Origin of the sequence: Exiguobacterium sp. s59 (assembly GCF_018617475.1) — a bacterium.
GTDB lineage: Bacteria > Bacillota > Bacilli > Exiguobacteriales > Exiguobacteriaceae > Exiguobacterium > Exiguobacterium aestuarii.
The window spans coordinates 175437-198734 of record NZ_JACSKG010000003.1; the positions used below are offsets into that span (position 1 = coordinate 175437).

At 47.5% G+C, this 23298-nt stretch carries 19 protein-coding genes and 1 pseudogene; 5 read left to right on the forward strand and 15 right to left on the reverse strand.

The window, feature by feature from the left end:
- Positions 1 to 66 precede the first annotated feature (66 nt).
- The 6 genes from KNO91_RS06860 to KNO91_RS06885 are packed head-to-tail and all read right to left on the reverse strand — an operon-like array spanning position 67 to position 4336.
- Complete coding sequence (locus KNO91_RS06860) at positions 67 to 1311, reverse strand: lysine N(6)-hydroxylase/L-ornithine N(5)-oxygenase family protein (protein ID WP_214817153.1); 1245 nt, start codon at positions 1309 to 1311, stop codon at positions 67 to 69.
- Positions 1312 to 1369: 58 nt separating this feature from the next.
- The gene (locus KNO91_RS06865) at positions 1370 to 2554 is read right to left on the reverse strand and encodes an aminotransferase (protein ID WP_214787191.1); all 1185 of its coding nucleotides are present in this window, start codon (positions 2552 to 2554) and stop codon (positions 1370 to 1372) included.
- Positions 2551 to 3045 carry an Lrp/AsnC family transcriptional regulator gene (locus KNO91_RS06870; protein WP_214817155.1) on the reverse strand — a complete coding sequence of 165 codons (495 nt, stop codon included), beginning with the start codon at positions 3043 to 3045 and terminating at the stop codon, positions 2551 to 2553. The genes KNO91_RS06865 and KNO91_RS06870 overlap by 4 nt, the downstream gene beginning before the upstream one ends.
- Positions 3046 to 3047: 2 nt before the next feature.
- Positions 3048 to 3848 carry a glycosyltransferase family 2 protein gene (locus KNO91_RS06875; RefSeq protein ID WP_214795572.1) on the reverse strand — a complete coding sequence of 267 codons (801 nt, stop codon included), beginning with the start codon at positions 3846 to 3848 and terminating at the stop codon, positions 3048 to 3050.
- Positions 3845 to 4093 carry a NifU N-terminal domain-containing protein gene (locus tag KNO91_RS06880; protein WP_026825527.1) on the reverse strand — a complete coding sequence of 83 codons (249 nt, stop codon included), beginning with the start codon at positions 4091 to 4093 and terminating at the stop codon, positions 3845 to 3847. The genes KNO91_RS06875 and KNO91_RS06880 overlap by 4 nt, the downstream gene beginning before the upstream one ends.
- 12 nt (positions 4094 to 4105) lie before the next feature.
- Positions 4106 to 4336, reverse strand: a complete 231-nt coding sequence (locus tag KNO91_RS06885; protein ID WP_214787185.1) for a DUF1871 family protein — start codon at positions 4334 to 4336, stop codon at positions 4106 to 4108.
- Between the two features lie 519 nt (positions 4337 to 4855).
- Here KNO91_RS06885 and KNO91_RS06890 point away from each other — a divergent pair.
- The 3 genes from KNO91_RS06890 to KNO91_RS06900 are packed head-to-tail and all read left to right on the forward strand — an operon-like array spanning position 4856 to position 8676.
- A complete protein-coding gene (locus KNO91_RS06890; protein WP_256441815.1) occupies positions 4856 to 7123 on the forward strand; it encodes a ribonucleoside-diphosphate reductase subunit alpha in 2268 nt (755 codons plus the stop codon).
- A gap of 49 nt (positions 7124 to 7172) precedes the next feature.
- On the forward strand, positions 7173 to 7679 hold the full coding sequence (locus KNO91_RS06895) for a flavodoxin domain-containing protein (protein WP_214817158.1): 507 nt from the start codon (positions 7173 to 7175) through the stop codon (positions 7677 to 7679).
- Positions 7636 to 8676, forward strand: a complete 1041-nt coding sequence (locus KNO91_RS06900) for a ribonucleotide-diphosphate reductase subunit beta (protein WP_074033504.1) — start codon at positions 7636 to 7638, stop codon at positions 8674 to 8676. The genes KNO91_RS06895 and KNO91_RS06900 overlap by 44 nt, the downstream gene beginning before the upstream one ends.
- 86 nt (positions 8677 to 8762) lie before the next feature.
- Here the strand turns inward: KNO91_RS06900 and KNO91_RS06905 are convergent, their stop codons facing one another.
- A complete protein-coding gene (locus KNO91_RS06905; protein ID WP_214817163.1) occupies positions 8763 to 10676 on the reverse strand; it encodes an N-acetylmuramoyl-L-alanine amidase family protein in 1914 nt (637 codons plus the stop codon).
- 129 nt (positions 10677 to 10805) lie between these two features.
- Entirely contained in the window at positions 10806 to 11585 is a 780-nt protein-coding gene (locus tag KNO91_RS06910; protein WP_251126568.1) for a MazG nucleotide pyrophosphohydrolase domain-containing protein, read from the reverse strand.
- 85 nt (positions 11586 to 11670) lie between these two features.
- On the opposite strand from KNO91_RS06910, the gene ytvI reads away from it, so the two are divergent.
- Entirely contained in the window at positions 11671 to 12804 is a 1134-nt protein-coding gene (gene ytvI / locus KNO91_RS06915; RefSeq protein WP_214795564.1) for a sporulation integral membrane protein YtvI, read from the forward strand.
- A gap of 10 nt (positions 12805 to 12814) precedes the next feature.
- On the opposite strand, the gene KNO91_RS06920 is transcribed toward ytvI, so the two are convergent.
- Positions 12815 to 13474 (reverse strand): DUF429 domain-containing protein, encoded by a 660-nt coding sequence (locus KNO91_RS06920; RefSeq protein ID WP_214795562.1) that lies wholly within the window; start codon positions 13472 to 13474, stop codon positions 12815 to 12817.
- Positions 13475 to 13606: 132 nt separating this feature from the next.
- Positions 13607 to 15049: a leucyl aminopeptidase gene (locus KNO91_RS06925; protein ID WP_214787173.1), complete on the reverse strand. Its 1443-nt coding sequence runs from the start codon at positions 15047 to 15049 to the stop codon at positions 13607 to 13609.
- A gap of 325 nt (positions 15050 to 15374) precedes the next feature.
- On the opposite strand from KNO91_RS06925, the gene ptsP reads away from it, so the two are divergent.
- Complete coding sequence (ptsP, locus tag KNO91_RS06930) at positions 15375 to 17093, forward strand: phosphoenolpyruvate--protein phosphotransferase (protein WP_214787171.1); 1719 nt, start codon at positions 15375 to 15377, stop codon at positions 17091 to 17093.
- A gap of 50 nt (positions 17094 to 17143) precedes the next feature.
- Here ptsP and KNO91_RS06935 read toward each other — a convergent pair whose 3' ends face one another.
- The 5 genes and pseudogenes from KNO91_RS06935 to KNO91_RS06955 all read right to left on the reverse strand — a co-directional run bounded on the left by KNO91_RS06935 (position 17144) and on the right by KNO91_RS06955 (position 23264).
- Entirely contained in the window at positions 17144 to 17977 is an 834-nt protein-coding gene (locus tag KNO91_RS06935; RefSeq protein ID WP_214817168.1) for an aldo/keto reductase, read from the reverse strand.
- 125 nt (positions 17978 to 18102) lie between these two features.
- Positions 18103 to 20142, reverse strand: a complete 2040-nt coding sequence (gene ptsG, locus KNO91_RS06940) for a glucose-specific PTS transporter subunit IIBC (protein ID WP_196430953.1) — start codon at positions 20140 to 20142, stop codon at positions 18103 to 18105.
- Positions 20143 to 20275: 133 nt separating this feature from the next.
- Positions 20276 to 21775, reverse strand: a pseudogene (gene ptsG, locus KNO91_RS06945) (glucose-specific PTS transporter subunit IIBC); the annotation flags it as partial.
- A gap of 222 nt (positions 21776 to 21997) precedes the next feature.
- The gene (glcT, locus tag KNO91_RS06950) at positions 21998 to 22831 is read right to left on the reverse strand and encodes a glucose PTS transporter transcription antiterminator GlcT (RefSeq protein ID WP_371816647.1); all 834 of its coding nucleotides are present in this window, start codon (positions 22829 to 22831) and stop codon (positions 21998 to 22000) included.
- 115 nt (positions 22832 to 22946) lie between these two features.
- Positions 22947 to 23264 (reverse strand): YuiB family protein, encoded by a 318-nt coding sequence (locus KNO91_RS06955; protein ID WP_012726819.1) that lies wholly within the window; start codon positions 23262 to 23264, stop codon positions 22947 to 22949.
- Between the last annotated feature and the right edge of the window lie 34 nt (positions 23265 to 23298).

Below are 23298 nucleotides of genomic sequence, written 5' to 3' on the forward strand. Positions count from 1 at the left end.
AATCAAGCAAGACTTCAAGTATTCCCCCCTGATTCCGCTAGGCGACTCGCCTAGCCCTTTTTTTGTTCAAAATGTCGTGAACGGCTTTTGATGGCGAATCGGATAGACCGTTTCCCCAGCCATCTCGTTCAACATCACCGCATTTCGGTATACGGCCATCCCTAGATTCGTCGCAGCGGGTCCATGGGAATGTTCCAAATTCGTATGCGTGAACAATTTCCCCTTCAGCGACTCGCTCATGACCACCTCGTACGTATCATGAACAGCCCACTCACCCTCTGCTTCCCATACAATCGGGAGCTTCTCGACCCAAGTCGGAATCACTGGACGGTATCCCGTTGCCACGACAACAAGGTCATACTCCTTCTCAACCACTTCTCCTGTATATCGTTGCGTCCCCTTCAAGTGATGCTTCAACCAATCATAGGAAATGGATTCTACTTCGACTTGCGTTAGCATCTCTGCTCGCTTCGGTTCACCTTCTGAAGTCCGGTGATAGAGCGCCTCATAAATCGAAGTCATCGTTTCCGGGTTGACACCGTGACGGAAGCGTTCAAATGTCTGAAGTAATTGCTGACGCGATGCGTACGACAGACCATGAAAATATTCGACATAGTCCACACTAAAAATCTCGTCCCCGAGCTTCCCTGCCTCAAGTGACTCGAAATGATCAGAACGCGTGATCCAATCAACGCGTTGTTCATCCGTTGCTTCACGGAATAGATCAAGGAATACCTCTGCAGCACTCTGCCCACTGCCTACAACCGCAACACGATATCGGTCTCGAAGCACGTCTCGATATGTCAAATAATCGCTCGTATGGATGACTTGTTCAAAACCGTCTGGTACGAACGGTGCGGCCCCTGTACCAAGAACGATGTGCGTCGCGCGTACGTGAGTCGTTTCACCATTCGATTCGATCGTCACGAGAAATCCATCTGGTTCGACTTTCACATCCGTTACTTCGTGATCGAAGTGGATGGTCGATAAGCGTTCGGTCACCCATCGCAAGTAGCGATTGTACTCTGTCCGAGGAATCTTATCTTGTTCTTGCGTGATGAACGTCTGAAGACGCCCCGTCTCATTCAAGTAATTCAGAAAACTCGATGGATTTGTCGGATCCGCGAGCGTGACGAGATCTTGCAAGTAATGTGTCTGCATCGTCATCCCTTCGATGAGCATTCCTTCATGCCACATCATTTCTTCTCGCTTTTCAAAGCAAATCCCACGTAACGTCGTCTTTTCGGCAAGGGCCATTAAACCAAGATTATAAGGCCCACATCCGATTGCAACAAAGTCAACTTGTTTCATCTTCTTCACCTCGCCCGTCTTTTCCCCTTCATTATATCGCTAAAACGCCAAAAGACTCTCACGAATGAGAGTCCTTGACCGCTGCGACTTCGAATTGTTGCATAAATCGATGAATACGACGAATCGCTTCTTGCAACTGCTCGAGCGATGTCGCATAGCTCGCCCGAACGAATCCTTCACCGCTTTCACCAAAGGCGTTCCCTGGAACGACGGCGACGCGTTCTTCAAGCAAGAGACGTTCCGCAAATTCCTCACTCGTCAATCCAGTATGGCGAATCGACGGGAACGCGTAGAAGGCACCACCCGGCACGTGTGTCGGAAGACCGGCCTCATTCAGCGCCTGGATGAAATAGTTCCGTCGTTGACGATAGCTCTTCACCATGTTCGGCACATGTTGATGACGCGAACGAAGTGCCTCGAGTCCACCGAATTGAACGAGCGTCGGTGCACACATCATCCCATATTGATGAACCTTCAACATTTCCCGCGTCACGACTTCAGGCGCACAGGTGAAACCGAGGCGCCATCCGGTCATCGCGAACGCTTTCGAGAATCCGTTGATGACGATTGTCCGGTCCCGCATATCGTGAAGTGTCGCAAAGCTTGTAAATGCTTCGTCATAGCAGAGTTCCGCATAAATCTCGTCACTGACGACCCAAAGGTCATATTTGGTCGCGAGCTCTGCGATTTGAGCGAGCTCATCGCCGTTCATCGTCGCCCCCGTCGGATTCGATGGGAAGCAGAGAAGAATCGCCTTTGTCCGTTCGGTGATGACACGTTCAACGTCATCCCGGTCGAGACGAAAACCATTTTCCGGGCGACAAGCGACAGGAACGACTTTCCCGCCTGCCATCTCGATGAGCGGACCGTATGATACGAAGGCCGGTTCGACGACGATGACCTCATCCCCTGGGTTCAAGAGGGAACGGAACGCGATATCGAGCGCTTGTGAAGCACCTGTCGTCACAATCAATTCCGTCGTCGGATCGTATTCGACTGAGAACCGTTCTTTCATATAAATCGCAATCTCTTCTCGCAATTCGATGAGTCCCGCATTGGCGCTGTATGCTGTATACCCTTGTTCAAGGGCGGCATAGCTTGCTTCTCGAACGTTCCATGGCGTGATGAAATCCGGTTCTCCCACCCCGAGAGAGACCACGTTTTCCATCGTCTGTGCCAAATCAAAGAAACGACGAATGCCTGATGGTTTCATCGAGACGACTTGATTCGATAATGACTTCATGGCGTGATGTTCAACCGTTTGTCATCAGTTTGTGGGGTGAACAATATCCCGTCGTGCTTGTACGTCTTCAACTTAAAGTGTGTCGTCGTCGATAAGACCGAGTCAAGCGGTGACAACTTGTCAGAGACGAACGAAGCCACGTCTTGGAGCGAATTCGCCTGGATGACGACTTGGAGATCGTAAGCACCTGACATCAAATAAAGGGCCGTCACTTCCGGGAAACGATAAATACGCTCGGCCACATCGTCGAATCCACGCCCCCGTTTCGGCGCAACTTTGACGTCAATAAACGCCGTGACATCGTGCCGATTGATTTTTTGCCAATTGACCATTGCTCGGAATCCAAGTAAGATCCCGTCTTGTTTGAACTTCTCGAGCATCGACTCAATCGTCTCTTCATCGAGCGCCAACAAATCAGCCAACAGTTTCGTCTCCAGGTAGCCCTTCTCTTCCAACAGCTCTAATAGTTCTAGTTCTTTTGATGAATACATACTTAATCTCCTTCCGTCCGACCAGGTAACTCGCCTGTGAACGTTCTCTCTGTTTGTCTCACATATGGACGCCGCTCTTCTTGGACCATATGGAAATTCTTCATTCCCATGTCTGTCAGTCGATGCTTCTGACAAAAACGGTCAAAGTAACGACGTCTCGTCTCATCTTGTTTTGCCGATAGGTTGTCTGTCCCATTGAATGCATAGAGAACCGTCGCGCGAGCGGGATGGGACACGGTGAACTTCTCCATGACCCTCAAGAAAAAATCCCAGTCCCAATAATTGTAGACATCCTCATCAAAGAGACCGATTGTCTCGTGGATTGATTTTCGATACATCGTGCCGGACGGAATGAACGTCGAGTCTTTTCGCATCCGCACACGATCGAAGTCATATGCGAATGGTTCCCAGTCAGTCACGGTCCGTCGACCCTCTTTCCATTCAAAACGGAACAACTCAGCATCTGTATAGACGAAATCTGCTTCTTGAAGGTCACGCAAACCATCTTCGATATGCGTTGGCATCAATAAATCATCGTCGTCTAACAATAGGATGACGTCGCCTTTCGCTTCAAGAACGCCACGATTTCGCGCACGGACATGGTGGTTCTCACCGACCTCAAGCACACGCACATCCAATTGATTCAAAAAAGGCGCCAAAATATGCTGTTTTGGCGGCCCTTCATTATTCATGACCAAGACTTCGAACTGCTGAAACGTTTGGACCGTTAAGCTTTCGAGCAGCTCCGTCAATTCCGTCTCACGTTTGTAAGCCGGGATGACGATCGTGACAATCGGGTTCATCCGCGATATGCCGTCTCGACCTGTGGAAGAATTGCTTCCCAGCTCACACCGTTCTCTTTGGAAACAGTCACGAAATCGCCGTATGCGAATACGCTCTCGACGCCTTCAATCTCGACAAGTTTCGCAAGTAGCGGCTGATCTGTCGCTTCTCCCGCTTTCACACTTTGGCTCTTTGCGCCGAATACGTTTTCTGGAAGTGTAACTTTCATCGCATTTGGGTTTGGTGTTGGATCAATTCGTAACATCATTATTCCTCCTTATAGTTGGCAAGATGACGACGCAAGTAGTCGCTGCGCCATCTTGAAGATCTCTTGTTCAGGTGGACACTCATCGAACGCCTCAAGAAACGTACGGTGAATCACCTCGGTCAATTGTTCCGCGGATTCGACATAGGTTAATGCCATCATCACCTCATCGAACTCTGGTCCGTATGAACCTGGTCCATAACCGAGCGGGTCCCATGATAATAATATGTTTTCTGTACGCACTTGTTAAACCCTTCTTTTCGTTGAAATCCATGTCCTACTCCATCAATCTACCTTACTTTTTGTTCGGATACCAGCCTTGACAAATCGATTCACGCATCACGATTTCGTGAAACACTATATCTAGTATTGATTGATTCATGCAGGTATTTCGTTAATCGACGTCAAATACAATACATTCGTGCTTAAATCGAGGTCCAAACAAACCTTTTCCGATGATGAAATCGAATTCATCTTGTTGTGAAAGAACGAGCAAATAGCGTCACTAAATATTTTTTATCTCAGATCTCTGTCTCAAATTGGGTCATGAAGCCCTTTTTGAACAAAAGCAAAAGAACGTCTCGCACATTCGAGAATGTCAAGGATTGAAAAACTAAATATAGGTGTTTTATGATTAAAAAGATAAAAATGTGTCAATATATAGTTAACAGCTATTTTGAGCGTTGATACATTATTGTGACAGGTTAGGAAGTTCTTATTATACTTTCATAACGTCTACATCTATTAAAGGAGTGATCGATTTTGACATCCCCTATCCATCACGAGACGATGCTACCAGCGGCACCAACGCTTGCTGACGTCGCTTCTCTTATTCAATCTATCCAAACACGGTATCCTCATTTAAGTGTACAGCGTTACGAGGAACGCGCGATTCGGGCGCTCGAGACGAAGACGCTAACACAAGATGTAGTATATGACTTATTGACGATGCATGCGCTCGATATGTTGAAAGCCGAAGAACCGGACTGGACGTTCGTGGCGACCGAGATGTATTTGAACCGTCTCTATCTCGAGGCGGCACGCAATCGTGGCTATGATGCGTCGATGCGCTACGGCAACTTCTATCATTTGATTGAGACGTTGACGTCAAAACGCATCTTCACTTCAGCACTGCTCGATACGTATTCAAAAGAAGATATGGACCACCTCGAGACATTGATTGATCCGTCTCGCGACCGTCTCTTCACGTATATCGGACTTCGCACACTATCAGACCGTTATCTCGGTCGCGATCATGTAAAGAACTTGTACGAGCTCCCACAAGAGCGGTTCATGGTCATCGCGATGACCCTCATGCAAAAAGAGGATGAAAAGACTCGCCTCAAACTCGTGGAAGAAGCGTACTGGGCGCTCTCAAATCTTTACATGACCGTCGCAACGCCGACGTTATCAAATGCTGGTAAATCATACGGTCAGCTCAGTTCTTGCTTTATCGATACAGTCGATGACTCGCTTCGCGGAATTTACGATTCCAACACGGACGTGGCGACACTTTCAAAAGGTGGCGGCGGAATCGGTGTCTATCTCGGTAAAATCCGCTCACGTGGAAGTGACATCAAAGGATTTAAAGGCGTCTCAAGCGGAGCCCTCCCTTGGATGAAACAACTGAACAATACGGCCGTCTCCGTTGACCAGCTCGGTATGCGCCAAGGTTCGATTGCTGTATATCTAGACATTTGGCACAAAGATATCTTTGAATTTCTAGATGCGAAGTTAAATAACGGCGATGAGCGTCTTCGGACACACGACTTGTTCACGGGTGTCTGCTTACCGGACCTCTTCATGCGGACGGTCGAAGCGCGTGGTGAATGGCACTTGTTCGACCCACATGAGATTCGCACGGTAATGGGCTACAGCCTCGAAGACTACTTTGACGAAACGGAGAACGGGGGTAGCTTCACTGAGAAGTATATGGAGTGTGTCAACACGCCAGAATTGTCTCGCGTAACTGTCCCTGCCATCGACCTCGTGAAACGTTACATGCGTTCGCAGCTTGAGACGGGAACACCGTATATGTTCTTCCGTGACGCCGTGAACCGTGCCAACCCGAACAAACACGCGGGTATGATTTATAGTTCGAACCTCTGCTCAGAGATCGCACAAAACATGTCGGCAACGACAATTGAAGAAGAGTACACACAAGACGGGAAAATCGTCATCACAAAAACTCCAGGTGATTTCGTCGTCTGTAACTTGAGTTCAATCGCACTCGCCCGTGCGGTGAAAGCAGACGTGCTCGAACGCCTCATCCCGGTTCAAATGCGTATGCTCGACAATGTCATCGACTTGAACACCATTGAAGTGCCACAAGCGATGATCACGAACCAAAAATATCGTGCTGTCGGTCTTGGTACATTCGGATGGCATCATTTGCTCGCTCTCGAAGGAATCCGCTGGGAGTCGGTCGACGCCGTACAGTATGCGGAAAAACTCTACGAAAAGATTGCTTATCTCACGATTCAAGCATCGATGGAACTCGCTAAGGAAAAAGGTGCATTCGGTGTCTTCGAAGGATCGGAATGGCACACAGGTGAGTACTTCAAACGCCGTAACTATCGTTCGCACGACGACTTGGATTGGGACGGCCTCGCTGAAGCCGTTCATCAAAATGGTGTCCGTAACGCCTATATGATGGCTGTCGCGCCGAACTCTTCGACTGCAATCATCGCCGGTAGTACTGCTTCGATTGACCCGGTTTACAAGAAAGTCTATTCGGAAGAGAAGAAGAACTATAAAATCCCGGTCACAGTGCCTGATTTGACACCTGAGACGAACTGGTTCTATAAATCTGCTTTCGAAGTCGATCAATTGTGGAGCATCCGTCAGAACGCATCGCGTCAACGCCACATCGACCAAGCAATCAGCTTTAACTTGTACGTCAAGAACGATGTGAAAGCGACAGAGCTTCTTGCGATGCACCTAGAAGCTTGGTCTCTCGGCATGAAATCGATTTACTACACACGTTCAACGACCGTTGAAGTAGATGAATGTGAGTCTTGTGCCTCATAAACAGATTGGATAACGAATTTGTCCGTTTTTAAGAAAGGTGGTTTACGACATGAACATTGCAATCATTTGTCATTCGATGAGCGGAAACACGGAAGAAGTGGCAACGCTCATCGAGTCGACCCACCATCATCGCGGCGACCACGTCGTCCGCTACGATGCCGATCGGGTCGGGTATCGGGAAGCTCGGTCTCTCGCTTCGTGCGACCTCGTCTATTTCGGGTCCTACACATGGGCAGACGGTATCCTACCGGACGAAATGAAAGACACGTTCCGCCTCGTCCTGAAGGAATTGAATATACCGATTCGTCAGGCAGCGGTATTTGGGACGGGTGACAAAATGTTTGTTCACTTCTGCCGAGCTGTCGACGAGATGGCGTACCACCTTTCAAAATACGGAATCCCGCTCGCCGGTGAATTGCTCAAAATCGAGCAGTCACCTCGTAACCAACCGTTCAACGTCCAGCACTGGGCAGAACGGATGGCTCAGAATGTAGAAGAAGGAGTCATGCACCATGTCGATTCAGAAAATCAAATTATTGTCGCCCAAACATCCTAACCGGGCAACGGCCATCATCGGTGGCGAAACAAGTTCAATCGTGAACTGGAACGATATCGCGTATCCTCAGTTCTATACGATTTACAAACAATTGCTTTCAAACTTTTGGATCCCAGATGAGATCTCGATGTCTAAAGATATGCAACAGTGGCCACAACTGACGGAACGTGAGCAAGACGCGTTCAAACGGATCATCGGCCTCTTATCGATTCTCGATTCTGTCCAGACACGATACATTCTCGAATCGTCGATGTTCTCATCAGATTCATCCGTGCACGCGGTACTCGCCGTCATCGCACAACAGGAAGTCGTACACAACCAATCGTATAGTTACGTTCTTTCGAGCCTTGTGCCGCTCGCCGAACAAAATCGCATCTTTGACATTGCGAAAGATGACGAGATGGTCATGAAACGCAACCAATTCATCCTGGACTTATATGAAGAGTTCCGCGACACGCCAAATGCGGAGAATTTCGCTAAATCACTCGTTGCCTCAGTTATTTTAGAAGGCATCAACTTCTATTCCGGATTCGCCTACTTCTATAACCTTGCCCGTCATCAAAAGATGGTCGGTACGTCAACGATGATCAGTTACATTCAGCGTGACGAGATGCAACACTCATACTTCATTAGCCAGTTGCTCCGTGCCGTGTTGACGGAAAATCCAAAGATCGATGCAGACGGGCAGTTCAGCCAGTTCGTATACGATACGATGGCAGAGGCCGTCGACCTCGAGATCGAATGGTGCGAGTACGTACTTCGCGACCTCGACGGACTCGACGTTAGTGAGATGCGTGATTACGTTAAATACTTGGCAAACAAACGCTTACGCGTAATCGGTCTGAATGACTTGTATGAAGGATACGATGAAGATGTCATGCCATGGATTCGTGCGTATTCAGACGACTCCCTCAACGCAACGAAATCTGATTTCTTTGAACAGAAATCGCGTTCGTATGCGAAAGTGACAGACGCGAACGGTTTCGACGACTTGTAAGATCATCTGTAAACCGAACCTTTACGAGGTTCGGTTTTTTTGATGCAACAAAAAAACCTTAGACAGGATCGTCTAAGGTTCTCGAATCAATGGTATGTTTGTACGTATTTGGCGATTCCTTCCGCAACACCTTCTGCCATACGCTGGCGAGATGCGTCACTGCGAAGATATGTCAAATCCGTAGGAGAAGAGATGAATCCAAGTTCAACGAGCGCAGATGGCATCGTATTATACGTGATGACGTAATAGTTTGCCGTCTTCACACCTCGGTTCGACATCCCGCTCATTTTTCCAGCTAAATTACTTTGAATGTTTGAGGCCAACACGCTGCTGCGCGCACTGTGGGCTGAACGTGTCGAGTAGAATGTTTCCACCCCTTTCGCTGCTGATGAACCCGCCGCGTTGACGTGCATGCTCACGAATAAGTCACCACGCAATGACTTCGCTGCAGCGACACGTTGATCAAGTGTCAAGTAGACATCTGTCGAACGTGTAAGGCGAACCGTATAACCGTATTTCGAACGAAGATATGCTTCCACACGTTGTGTGACATCTAGTACAATCGTCTTTTCATAGAGCGAACCGTTCACAGCTCCCGGGTCTTTCCCACCATGTCCAGGATCTAGCACAATGACAGCTCCAGAAGATTCACTTGGTTTTGACGACGAGACGAAAGCTGAAGAAACGTAAGCATCTTTACCATTGTATTTGATTTTGTGGAAACCATTAATTGTCCCATAGTGAGGAACGGCCGTACCGTGATCGAGCTTCCCTACTACATTCGAGTTAAGACTAGCTTGAGAACGTACATTTAACACATCACCTGGTGTATTAATATATACTGTTCCTTTTGGCGCTGCTTCAGGTGCAGCCGGAGCTTTTCCAGCAGTCAACCATGAGCTTGCCGTGTAGTAGACTTTCGACCCGATATGAACCGTCGACCAGCTTGCATTATACGACTTGTATGATACCGCTGTGTATTTCGGAAGAACAAGTTGAACTGGCGAACTTTGATGCGTTCTTCCGAACAAGTTGACGTTTCGGTTTGCGTATCCTTCAGTCAATCCGTCGTTTGGTTCCGTTGTTGTAGGTGGCTGTATTTCCGTTTTAGAAGTTGAGATCCAAGCTGTCGGTGTATAGTATGTCTCATTCCCGATATACACCGTCGACCAACTTGAATTGTACTTGCTTGAAACGACTGCAGTATTGATTGGCAATACTTTAGCTACGCTAGAACTTTGGCTCCGCATCACGAATAGTTTTAAATCTCGGTTTGCGTAACCATTCTCTTTGACAATCTGTGGCTTGAGTGACCCAGGTGTGATCCACGAAGTTGGCGTATAGTATGTCGAGCTTCCAATATAAACGGTTGACCAGCTTGAGTTGTACTTGCTCGACGTGACGACCGTATGTTTCGGCAATACTTTTTGGACAGGCGAACTTTGACTCCGCATCGCAAACAATTTCATCTCGCGGTTTGCGTAACCTTCTGTTCGGTTCACAGTTGCATCAGGCAACTTTGGTGCGATATACATCTTCGCAGCATAGTACGTCTTACCGTTCAAGTAAACTTTCGCCCATGAAGAATTATGAACGGCATACTTTACTTCAGTCCCTTTTTTCAACGTCGTGACAATACTGGCTGCACGATGTGATGTGACACGGATATTCAAATTGACGGTTGTCACACCGGTTGAAGTTGCCGACTGAGTCGTCAACGAACTAGACGAAGAAGAAAGTTTGCGAATGTACTGTGCCGATGCATAATATGTACGACTATCGACATACACCTTATGCCAGGACTGATTATATGTCCCGTATTTCACTTTCGTGCCTTTCGGCAATGTCTTGACGACTGCTCCGCTCAAACTTGGTGTTGAACGAATATTCAAATTCACAGTGGTCTCCCCATCGTACGTTGCGGCTTCAACTGAAGGAAGTTGCATTCCAAATAAGAGAACCGTTAAGATGAGTGCGATTTTTACGAGCTTCATTTTCATCCAAAATATTCCTTTCTTCTAGCGGCATTTCCTACTAACAACAATTTCATATTAGCATAATGCTTTTTTAAAAAAAGTAAATATTTGAAAATAAGATGAATGTTTTTGATAAAAAGGTAAATGTTTTTATTATTGGGGTTTGACGACTAAAAAATGATGCTTCCCGTAAGTTTCTTCTACAATATGAAAGCTTTCAGGAATCTTATATTGTTGATCTCGATCATATAAAAGACCATCAGTTGGTTGTGGAATCACAAACCCATCTAGTCCCTCGATATGAGCAATTTTTATAAAGCGTGCTAAATGTTTCTCTCTCTCCATATATCGGTCGAATCGCTCAAAAGGTTTAGGTTCAATCCCACCCCAATAGCGACCAAATTGATAAGCAATATACGTTCTGACCGAATCTTCAGTAATCGGATCTGGCGTATGATCGAATCGCCCGAAGTCACGTGTCGACTTTTCATCAATCAACGCATATAACGAGTCAAACAATTCATAGTTGCATTGTTCCCCTAAAGAAATCACGGCACGTTGTAATTGTTCGATATGCAGTTGCAATGACTCGCCATGACGATTCGGCTTTAGCTTTTTATCCCCTTCGTACGCATTCAATATCCGCGCCACTTCGCCCGCCTCTTCTACGATTTGGAAATATAGCTGTTCTTTCGTCACTTCCCCTCCATTCACTTCTGGTTGTTGGAGTGAGATGGCATACTGGTTTGCGAGACACGTGGAAATGACAAGGACATCGAGCAACTCCTCTTTTAGCTCATCCGCTGTTCCTTTCCGCATCGCTCCCCCGACTTCCCCGACTTCTTCTAACAATCTTGCCAGACCCGATAATGGCCTCCAGTAGCCTCCCAAATGAAGAATCATCGCATCAATTTTTTGTTGAATCTCTCTCATGTTCATTCACCTATCTTTCTGCTTTATTTACCGTCTACATGATATACTATGCTCAATCTAACTGTCCGGAAAGGGTGGGTTTTTCATGTCTTCGGTAAGACTTTGGCAACTGCTTCGGTTCGTGCTCGTCGTGATCGGCTTATTTTTGGTTACGTGGGTATTGAACATCCTCTTCGAATATACGTACCCGTTCGTCTTTGCCTTACTCTTATCTCTCTTGACGGTCCCACTCGTCAATTTTTTTGAGCGAAAAACCAATATGCCACGAGCTCTCGGGACACTTATTTCTTTATTGTTCGTCCTCAGCATCGTCATCGGCATCATCACTATCGTCATCATCCAATTGATCCATTATGCGACGATCGCAGCGGAGCGACTTCCTGAACAAATCCAAACGTTCACCGAATACGTCCAACGGCTATTCAATGAAAAAATTGCACCACTCGTCAATGACGCGTACGAGAGCTATCAACAGTTGAATCCCGGTCAGACGACATCACTAGAAGGCGGCATTACAGAAATCGGCGTTCAACTTGCAGCAGCAATCGGGGTGTTATCCCGTGGTGTGGCTAGTGTGCTACAAAACATGTTGGCAGCACTACCACTTGTCCTGCTGCTCGTTGTCGTCATTGTGCTCGCCTGGTTCTTTATTACAAAAGATTGGCCGTCTTACGTGACCTCACTCAATCGACTTAATGAACGTAAAGGCTTTAAAGAGTTTGAGGAAGTGATGATCAACTTGAAGTCCGCACTATTCGGTTACGTCCGAGCACAACTTACACTCATCTCCATCACGTTCGGGATCGTATTGGTCGGTATGTTTATTCTCCGAGTCGACAACCCGCTTTCGTTCGCTTTACTCGCGGGATTCTTCGACCTCTTGCCCTATTTAGGCGTCGGGACGCTCCTTATTCCATGGGCCGCCTATGCTGCAGTTTCAGGTGATTGGTTCGTCGCCATTGGGTTGGTTGTGCTATATATCATTGTCATCGTTCAGCGAAACTTAGCCGAACCAAAGATTGTCGGTTCCCATATCGGGTTGAACCCGCTTGCCGCACTCATCTCGATTTTTGTCGGTCTAAAACTATTCGGTGTATTCGGCTTTATCTTAGGCCCAGTGCTCGCCGTACTATTAAAGGCTGTCTACAACGCCAAAGTCTTTCATTATATGTGGCGGTTCATCGTCGGACCGTCTGCCACGACAACAAAAGAGCGATGAAATCAATATTTCATCGCTCTTTTTTCATTTGAGGTACAGCCACTATCGGTTCATTTGCCTCTTCAGGGTGTAACGAAAGACCACTTGTTCCCGCTTCATAGGCGGCTACCGCCAGAATACAGGCATCGATTATGTCGTCTACTTGGACGTTCGACATCTTCCATTTCCACGGAGAACTCTTCGAGTACTTTCGAAGTAACTCGATTCGCTCCTCCTGACCTTCGGCTGTCTTTTTCGAATGACTTGCCTCACGCCCCATCATGACCGAGAAACAGACCTCCGGATGAGATTCATAAACGTTCTCAGCCTCCACTTGTTGGAACTCACGGATACGCGGGACTAAATTCCACGCCTGTTTGCTGATCCCTTTACTGATTAGCGTCCGACTTTTTTCGTTCGCTTCCTCGTATGTCGCTTCATGAAGGACTTCTTGAATCGGCGGGGTAAAGACGGAAGACTTCCGCTCTACAAGTTGACTCCGCATCCAAGCGTCGCATGCTCGACTCGATTGGTCGACCGTCCCTAAATCTTTTGGCATATCTACAAAATGCATGGCACCGTCAATAAACAACTCTTCTAGCGATTCTGAAATCGTCAAGCATAAAGAAATGCTATCGTATGTGATGCGTACCCAGCCACCACGTGCGCCATCAATTCCTACTCCTACCATGTCGTACCTCCTGTAACATCATCAACACGCCGAACACGGCGAAAAATACTGTAGATCCTAACCAAATTCGGTTCGGCCAAACTGTGTAGGCAAAGCCACACAGAATCGCCAAACCGATTAAGAGGAGCGCTCTTAACGCTCCCACGTTTCAATCATCCGGGCAAGCGTTCGAACCATTACGCCAGTCGGGCCTTTCGGACCGAGGTCGTTCGCTGCCGCACGCTCGCTCGTGCCCGCGATATCAAGATGAAGCCACGGTGTGTCGCCGACAAATTCGCCGACAAACGCTCCACCGAAAATCATGTGTCCGAATCGACCTGGCGAGTTGTTCAAGTCGGCCACTTCTGACTTTCTAACTTTGTCGATGAAGACATCAAAGTAAGGCATTTGCCAAACGAGCTCATTCGTCTCGCGGCTCGCTTCTTCAAGTGCCCGATAGAGTGTATCATCGTTCGTCAGACAGCCTGTGACGTCCGTACCGAGCGCGACGAGTACCCCACCTGTAAGCGTAGCTACGTCGATGATGGCTTTCGGTTCATACGTTTTCGCAAACGTGACGGCATCTGCTAGGACAAGTCGTCCTTCTGCGTCCGTATTCAACACTTCAATCGTTTTTCCGTTCATTGCCGTGATGACATCATCCGGTTTGAAAGCATCGCCTGAGATCATGTTGTCGGTCGCACCGATGATCCCGATGACGTTTTTATTCGGGCGTGTGCGTCCGAGTGTCTCGAATAATCCGAGAACGGTAGCCGCACCACCCATATCCCCTTTCATCCCAACGATGCCATCTTTCGGTTTAATCGAATAGCCACCTGTATCGAATGTGACACCTTTGCCGACAACCGCAATCGGAGCTTCTTCATCTGCGCCACGATATTCTAACACGATCAACTTTGGCGGGATTGTCGAGCCTTGGTTCACAGCGAGCAACGCCCCCATTCCGAGGCCTTCCATTTCTTCTTTTTCTAAAACTCGGTATTTGAAATCATGACGTTTCGCTAACTCCACTGCATAATCCGCCAAACTTTCTGCTGTTAAGATGTTAGCCGGCATCATTGTCAACGTTCGTGCGACGTTGACCCCTTTTCCATAAGCAACACCTGCGTCGATATCCTCTTGCAACACATCGCCAAGGAGCGTGATTGTCGGTTCTTCGATTGTTTGTTTCGGCTCTGACTTGTATGTAGGATGGGCATACGTCGCCATTTCAAATGCTTCTGTGAACGTGCGAGCCGCGTCGTTCGTGAACGTGTCGAGTGCGACCGCAACGTCCTTCAAACCACGTGCGTGGACGAGTTTTGACACTTTCCCGAACCAGTTTCGAACATTCTCCGTCGTAATATCGTTGCGTTGACCGAGCCCGACAAATAAGACACGTGCCGTTTCCCCAGCGAACGTTGGCAATAATGTCACTTCTCCTGTTTTCGTAGAGAGGTCTCCTGATTGAATGAGTGCTTTCACACGTCCACCGAACAATGTGTCGAGCCCTTCATCGATTGAATCAGCCGCTCCGATTCCGACGACCATCGTGTCATATGAATCTGTCCAATTTAATTGAGCAATTTGATACATGTTGCCACTTCCCTTCTTTATATATGGTAAGCATAGCGAACTTCTCCAAAATAATGAAATAGTATGCGTAAGAGTCAAGAAATCTTCGAATTCATGGGCTATCTCCTCGTTGTGACGTTGTTTTATTTTATGATAGGATAAGAAAGTACGCAATCGGGCTTCTCTTCATCGTGAAGTGAGGCCAATTTGACTGGTCGAGGCTTCCCCTAGTCGTAGACCGTTGCTACTTTAACTTTCTCCGTTCTCGTTAATTCTTTTTTCTTTTCGGGTATGAAGTAACGAGGCAGGAAAGTACACTATTTCTTTGAAAAGAGGGACTACGCTTATGTCACACATTAAAGGTATTGGTGCATCTGCAGGAATCGCAGTTGCAAAAGCATTCGTCATGGAGACACCTTCATTCGATATCCCATCACACAAGGTTGAAGATGTCGCTGCAGAAAAGGCACGTTTCCAAGATGCAATCGCACAATCTAAAACGGAGCTTGAAGAAATCCGCGAACACACGCTTCGTGAACTTGGTCCAGACAAAGCCGAGATTTTCTCAGCTCACCTTTTAATCGTTGAGGACCCAGAAATCGTTTCGCAAGTGAACGATAAAATTGAAAGCGAAAACATGAACGCTGCGAAAGCACTCGACGAAGTCGCACAAACAATGATCATGATTTTCGAATCGATGGACAACGAGTACATGCGCGAGCGTGCAGCTGACGTTCGTGACGTGACAAAACGTGTTTTGGCTCATATTCTCGGGGTGACATTCGTGACACCTGCATCGATCTCTGAAGAAGTCATCATCATCGCCGAAGACTTGACACCTTCAGACACGGCGCAACTTAACCGTAAATACGTCAAAGGGTTCGCGACAAACATCGGTGGACGTACATCACACTCTGCCATCATGTCACGTTCACTTGAAATTCCAGCGGTCGTTGGAACGAAAGTGGCCCTTGAAGAAATCAAAAATGGTGACCTCGTCATCATCGACGGTACGGAAGGTGACGTTTTCGTCAACCCTTCAGAAGACCTCGTCAAAGAGTACGAAGGCAAACGTGCTGATTTCGAAGCTTACAAAGAAGAGTTGAAGCAACTCGTCAATGAAGAGTCTGTCACAGCAGACGGTCATAAAGTGAAGCTCGCAGCGAACATCGGTACGCCAAACGACTTAGAAGGCGTCTTGAAAAACGGTTCAGACGCAATCGGTCTTTATCGTACAGAGTTCTTATACATGGACTCTGAGACATTCCCGACAGAAGAAGAGCAGTACACAGCATACAAAACGGTTCTTGAAGGTATGGAAGGCAAGCAAGTCGTCATCCGTACACTCGACATCGGTGGCGACAAAGAATTGTCTTACCTCGACCTCCCGAAAGAGATGAACCCGTTCCTCGGCTATCGTGCGATTCGCCTTTGCCTCGAGGAAACTGATTTGTTCCGCACACAACTTCGTGCCCTTCTCCGCGCGTCAGCTCACGGTAACCTCGCGATCATGTTCCCAATGATTGCGACACTTGAAGAGTTCCGCGCAGCGAAAGCCCTTCTTCTTGAAGAAGAAGCGAAGTTGAAAGAAGAAGGAATCGAAGTCGGTCAATATGAAACAGGGATGATGGTTGAGATTCCATCAACGGCTGTCATGGCGAAACAATTCGCAAAAGAAGTCGACTTCTTCTCAGTCGGTACAAACGACTTGATTCAATACACGATGGCGGCTGACCGCATGAACGAAAAAGTATCTTACTTGTACCAACCGTTCAACCCTGCCATCTTGAACCTTCTCCACAATGTCATCACAGAAGCACACAAAGCTGGCAAATGGGTCGGTATGTGTGGAGAGATGGCCGGAGAAGAGCTCGCGATTCCAATCCTTCTCGGTCTCGGACTCGATGAATTCTCAATGTCTGCTTCAAGCGTCCTTCGTGCACGTAGCCTCGTGAAACGCTTGACGAAGACAGAGACAGAATCAATCGTCAACGAAGTCCTCAACATGGATACAGCTGAAGAAGTCGTGAACTTCCTTAGCGAAAAGTTCGACATTAAAAAATAATGTCAAAAATCCTTCTCTCGCCCGAGAGAAGGATTTTTTTACATACCTATTCAGAAATCGAAATCGTCTGGGTCCGGACCGACACGTTTATGCTGATCGAGTGCATCGATTCGTTTCATTTGCTCATCACTCAACTCAAAGTCATATAAGTTAAAGTTTTCTTCGATACGATGTGATTTGACGGATTTCGGAATGATGACCCATCCTGTCTGAAGATGCCAGCGCAAGATCACTTGGGCGACAGAACGCTCCACTTCTTTCGCAATCTCTACTAACATCGGTTCTTCAAACAACCCACCTTGCATGAGCGGTGCCCAAGCGACCGGTACGATTCCATGCTCGCTCATATACGAGAACAACTCGGTTTGACGAAGCAGTGGATGCCGCTCGACTTGGTTCACTGCTGGAACAAGTGCACTGTTCGCAGCCAACGTCTCAAGGTGATGTGTCTGGAAGTTACTCACTCCGACCGCTCCGACACGTCCGTCTCGATACAATTGTTCAAGCGCACGCCAAGAGTCAACGATTTTGTCTTCCACCGGCCAATGGATCAAATACAAATCCAATTGTTCTAGGCCGAGGCGTTCGAGTGAAGCTTCATACGCAGCGATAGCAGCATCATATCCTTGATCTGCATTCCATAGCTTCGACGTGATGAACAAATCATCCCGGGAAATATTCGCAATCTCCATCCCTTTCCGAATTCCGATTCCGACACCTTCCTCGTTCTCGTAGACGGCTGCCGTATCGATATGACGGTAGCCTTGACGAATCGCTTCCACGACGGCATCGATGACCGTATCCCCGTCTTCTACTTTGAAGACACCAAGTCCAATAGCAGGAATGGCTTTCTGACCGTGATTTAACTGTATCGATTGTTTCATTCGTACCCCTTCTTTCGTGAGAATTCTCCTCCACTATAAATGGGATTCTCACTTTCTGGAATAAGGCACATTGAGGTAACTACAAAAAAAACCGCCCCATTGCTGGAGCGGCGTGTAACACATGTTTATTCTGGACCTCTGTCATCGGCTCTAAAATCGAGCGCTTCACCTGCGACGACTGTCTCACCAAACGGTACGACGACAACTTTTCCGTCTCCGTTTGTCCAAATGATTGGTGTGATGAGTGATGGTACTTTATCGCGAATTGCGCTGAGATCGACTTCAAGAAGTACGTCTCCTGCTTCGACCCGTGCGCCCTCCTCTACTTTCGCAGTGAATCCTTCCCCTTTCAGGTTGACCGTATCGAGACCGACGTGAATCAACAGTTCGCGTCCATCGTCAGCCAAGATACCGATCGCGTGTTTCGTCGGGAAGAATGTCGTGATTTGACCGGTCACCGGTGAAACGACCTGACCTGAGCTTGGTTCAATCGCAAATCCTTCTCCCATCATGCGACCCGAGAAGACTTGGTCCGGTACATCATCGAGTGAGAGCAATACACCTGACATTGGAGCGAGGAAGCGATGATCGGCTTGTTCAGCCGCTTCCGGTGTGATCACAGCTTTCTCAACTTTTTCTTTCGGTTTATACTCGCCACCTTCGATGATGGTTGCGATTTGTGATTTGAGCGTATCCGATTTCGGTCCAAAGATGGCCTGAATGTTATCCCCTACCTCAAGGACACCGGCAGCACCGAGTGTTTTCAGTAGGTCTTTGTCAACTTGCTTCACGTCATTTACGGTGACACGAAGTCGCGTGATACAAGCATCCAAATGTTTGATGTTTTCAGGTCCACCAAGTCCGACGAGCACTTCATATGGCAAGTCGTCTCCAATGCCTGCTTTGTCCCCTTTCGTGCCGGTCTGAACGTCACGTCCAGGGATTTTCAGATCGAATTTCGTAATGGCGAATCGGAATCCAAAGTAATAGATGACCGCAAAGACGAGCCCGACCGGAATGACGAGCCACCAGGCCGTCCGGTTCGGCAAGACACCGAAGAGAAGATAGTCAATGAGACCGCCCGAGAAGGTCATCCCAATCTTGACGTTCAGTAAATGCATCGTCATGAAGGAGAGCCCAGCAAAGACGGCGTGAATTCCGAAGAGAAGTGGTGCTACGAAAACAAATGAGAATTCGACTGGTTCTGTGATCCCAGTCAAGAATGATGTGAGGGCAGCTGAGAAATAGAGACCTTCGACATCTTTCCGACGTTCTTTCGGAACCGTATGGAACATGGCGAGACAGGCAGCTGGCAATCCGAACATCATGAACGGGAATTTCCCGGTCATGTACGTACCGGCAGTGAACTCGACGCCGTCACGTAGTTGCGCGAAGAAGATCCGCTGGTCCCCTTGTACGAGATCACCCGCTTGGTTCGTGTATTCACCGAACTGGAACCAGAACGGAGAATACCAAATATGGTGAAGACCGAACGGAATCAAGGAACGTTCTACCAATCCAAAGATAAATGCTGATAAGGCAACGTTTGCCTCAATGACCGTACTTGAGAACGTATTGATCGCATTCCCGATCGGTGGCCATATATACGCGAGCGCAATCCCGATAATCAAACTGAATGCGGCCGTCGCAATTGGGACGAACCGCTTCCCGGCAAAGAATCCTAAGAAATCTGGCAACTTGATATTGAAATACTTGTTGTACGCATATGCTGCAACAAGACCTGCGATAATACCCCCGAATACCCCCATTTGGAGTGTCGGAATCCCGAGAACGGTTGCATACTGCGGGTCGCCCTGAGCGATTTCCGCGGTAATCCCGTTCCACGTGCTAATAACTTTGTTCATGATCAAATAACCGACAATGGCTGCTAGACCAGCAACCCCATCACCGTTCGCAAGGCCGATTGCGACCCCGACGGCAAACAGTAACCCTAAGTTTGCGAAGACGATGTCCCCGGCATCTGTCATGACTTGCCAAATCAGGACAAGTGAGTCATTCGCCAGAAACGGGAGCAATTCAACGAGGTCCGGGTTTTGGAATGCGGTACCAAACGCCAAGAGAAGACCGGCTGCCGGTAAGATCGCAACCGGAAGCATGAGTGCTTTCCCGACCCGTTGTAAAACGCCAAACACTTTCTTCCACATCATGGTTCCCTCCTTTGTCAGAATACTTACTTTTTCCCTCTAACGTTTGGATGAAACCGTTTCACAAAGAAAAAGACCAACCCCGAAGGATTGGTCTCAATGATCATTAGTTTGCTTTCTTTTCGTTACCTGAAGCGATAACCGCTTGGATTTCTGATTTCAATGCATCCGAACGTGGTCCGAAGATTGCTTGAATGTTGTTACCAACTTCAAGGACACCAGATGCGCCAAGGCGTTTCAACTCATCTTTGTTGACTTGGTTCTTGTCTTTTACTTCGACACGAAGACGTGTGATACATGCATCGAGGTGCTTGATGTTTTGTGAGCCACCAAGACCAACGAGGATATCTTGTGCAAGTTCCGAACCAGTAGCTGTTGATTGTTCAACAACCTCATCTTCACGACCTGGTGTTTTAAGGTTGAACTTGCGGATAACGAAACGGAATCCGAAGTAGTAAACAACCGCGAACACGAGACCGACTGGAATAACGAGCCACCAAGCCGTACGACCTGGAAGAACACCGAAGAGCAAGAAGTCGATCAAACCACCTGAGAACGTCATCCCGATCTTAACGTTCAAGAGGTGCATCGTCATGAATGAAAGACCTGCGAATACTGCGTGTACTGCGAAGAGAAGTGGTGCTACGAACAAGAATGAGAACTCGATTGGTTCTGTGATACCAGTCAAGAACGATGTAAGGGCAGCAGAAGCCAAGAGACCACCGACAACCGCTTTACGCTCAGGACGTGCTTCGTGGTACATTGCGAGTGCTGCTGCAGGAAGACCGAACATCATGAACGGGAATTTACCAGTCATGAACGTACCTGCTGTCAACTCAGCGCCGTCACGAATTTGTGCGAAGAAGATCGCTTGGTCACCACGAACGACGTTACCCGCTGCATCTGTGTATGAACCGAATTCAAACCAGAACGGTGAGTAGAAGATGTGGTGAAGACCGAATGGAATCAATGAACGTTCGATCAAACCGAAGACGAACGCTGCGAATGTGCGATTCTCTTCCAACATGATTTTAGAGAATGCGTTCAAACCATCTTGTACTGGCGGCCAAATTAAAAGCATGACGAAACCAGCAAATACTGCTGCTACTGCTGTTACGATTGGAACGAAACGTTTACCAGCGAAGAAACCAAGGAATTGTGGCAATTCGATATTGAAATACTTGTTATAGGCCCATGCTGCGATGAGACCCATGATGATCCCTCCGAATACCCCAGTTTGGAGTGTTGGGATACCGAGTACGTTCGCGTAAGCTGGGTCACCTTGTGCTAACACTTCAGGTGTGAGTTCGAGCCAAACACCCATTACTTTGTTCATGATCAAGAATCCAACGATTGCTGCAAGTCCGGCAACCCCGTCACCGGCTAAACCGATGGCGACACCGACTGCGAACAAGAGCGCCAAGTTCGAGAAGATGATTCCACCTGCTTGCTCCATCAATTGAGCGAATTTCACGATGCCTTCGTTTGTTAACCAACCAGCGCGTGATGTAAGTTGTGGGTTTTGCATTGCGTTACCGAATGCAAGAAGAAGACCGGCTGCCGGTAGGATTGCAACAGGAAGCATAAGTGCTTTACCGACTTTTTGAAGAACACCAAAGATCTGCTTAAACATCAACATTTCCTCCTTTTTTTTAAGTACGTATAAACAATATGATAGCGGTGTAGATGTCAGACAACCGACGTATCTAAACGTTTTCATAAATCACGTTTATAAAAACAGAAAAGGCATGAATAAGGATAGAACGTAGACCTCTCCCAATGGAGAAATCACATAACGTTCCACTCCTTACTCATGCCTGATCGAATCAGTAACACGTAAGACACGTGGTATCATTTATCTACTTGTTAGGCGCTGGAGATGCATCGTCAAATATGTCGCTTCACCTCGTGGGACGGGACGCTTTAATTCGCGTTCCATGATACCCATCAGCTCCCAAGCAGTACTATAGCATAGCGGATATTCGTCGCGCAACACCTTTTCAATTTTTTGTGGGGCCTCGACCATCTCACCCGTCGCAACCCGCTCAACGGCGTACCTTAAGTGCCGAAGTAAGCGCTTATAATCGAGTGAAGTCCGGTCCATTTTTACGTTCAAACGACTCTCAATCGTCTGGACGATTTGCCCAATGATTTGGTTATGACGATTCACTTCAAGGACATTTTTGAACGTCGTTGCCGAGTGAATATGGAGGGCGATGAATCCAGTCTCCGCATCCGGTAGGAGTACGTTCAATCGTTCATGAAACATATCGACAATCCGTTCCGCGAGCGCAAACTCGTTTGGATAAAGCGATTCTGTTTCAAGTAAAAACGGATTCGTCACTTCCATTCCTTGCTCGATTCGTTTCATCGTAAAGAACAAATGGTCGGTCAAACCGATGTGAATATGTTCATCGACTTTCTTACCCGTACTCGTTTCGATGAAGCCGACAATCTCTTGCATGAACGCAATAAAATCCTCATCGACATGTTTGACGAGTTCTTGGTATTGCGACTGTTCTTCTTTATCTGTCAGTTGATACACTTTCTCCGGGACGCTGGCCGGGTCGACGAGGTCGCCTGGTTTTTTACCAAAGCCAATTCCCTTCCCGAGTAGAATGACTTCCGGATCCGTATCATGTTGACAAATGACAACGCTATTATTCAACACTTTTTTGATCGTATACATCGGTAATGTCATTCGCATCGCATCCCTTACTAAAATCGTTTCGCTATCTAGTATATCGGTTCATGCCCTAAAAAAGTAGGGACAAAACAAAAATGGCGAACATTTCTGTCGCCATTTAGAACATTGAATAACCGCTCTTCCGTAAGAAACGAATCGTCACGCCAGCTAAGATTGCACCGAGCAATCCGAAACCAAGCATGAACAAATCGAGAAGCTGCAATCCGACGAGTCCTTCATAGATCCCCGTGAGTGCAGTTGACGTCTCGGTCACGTAACTCGAAAGTTTGACATTATCAATCATCATGATGACAAAAATTGGATAAATGAACACAAGTGTCCATGTCTTTTTAAGTAACATATTCAAGATGAAGCCGATACTGAAAAAAATCGTCATATATAAGACGGCCCCAATGACTGCTTGGATAATATGCATGTGATGTCCCCCTTGTCCGCTCTCCATTATACAA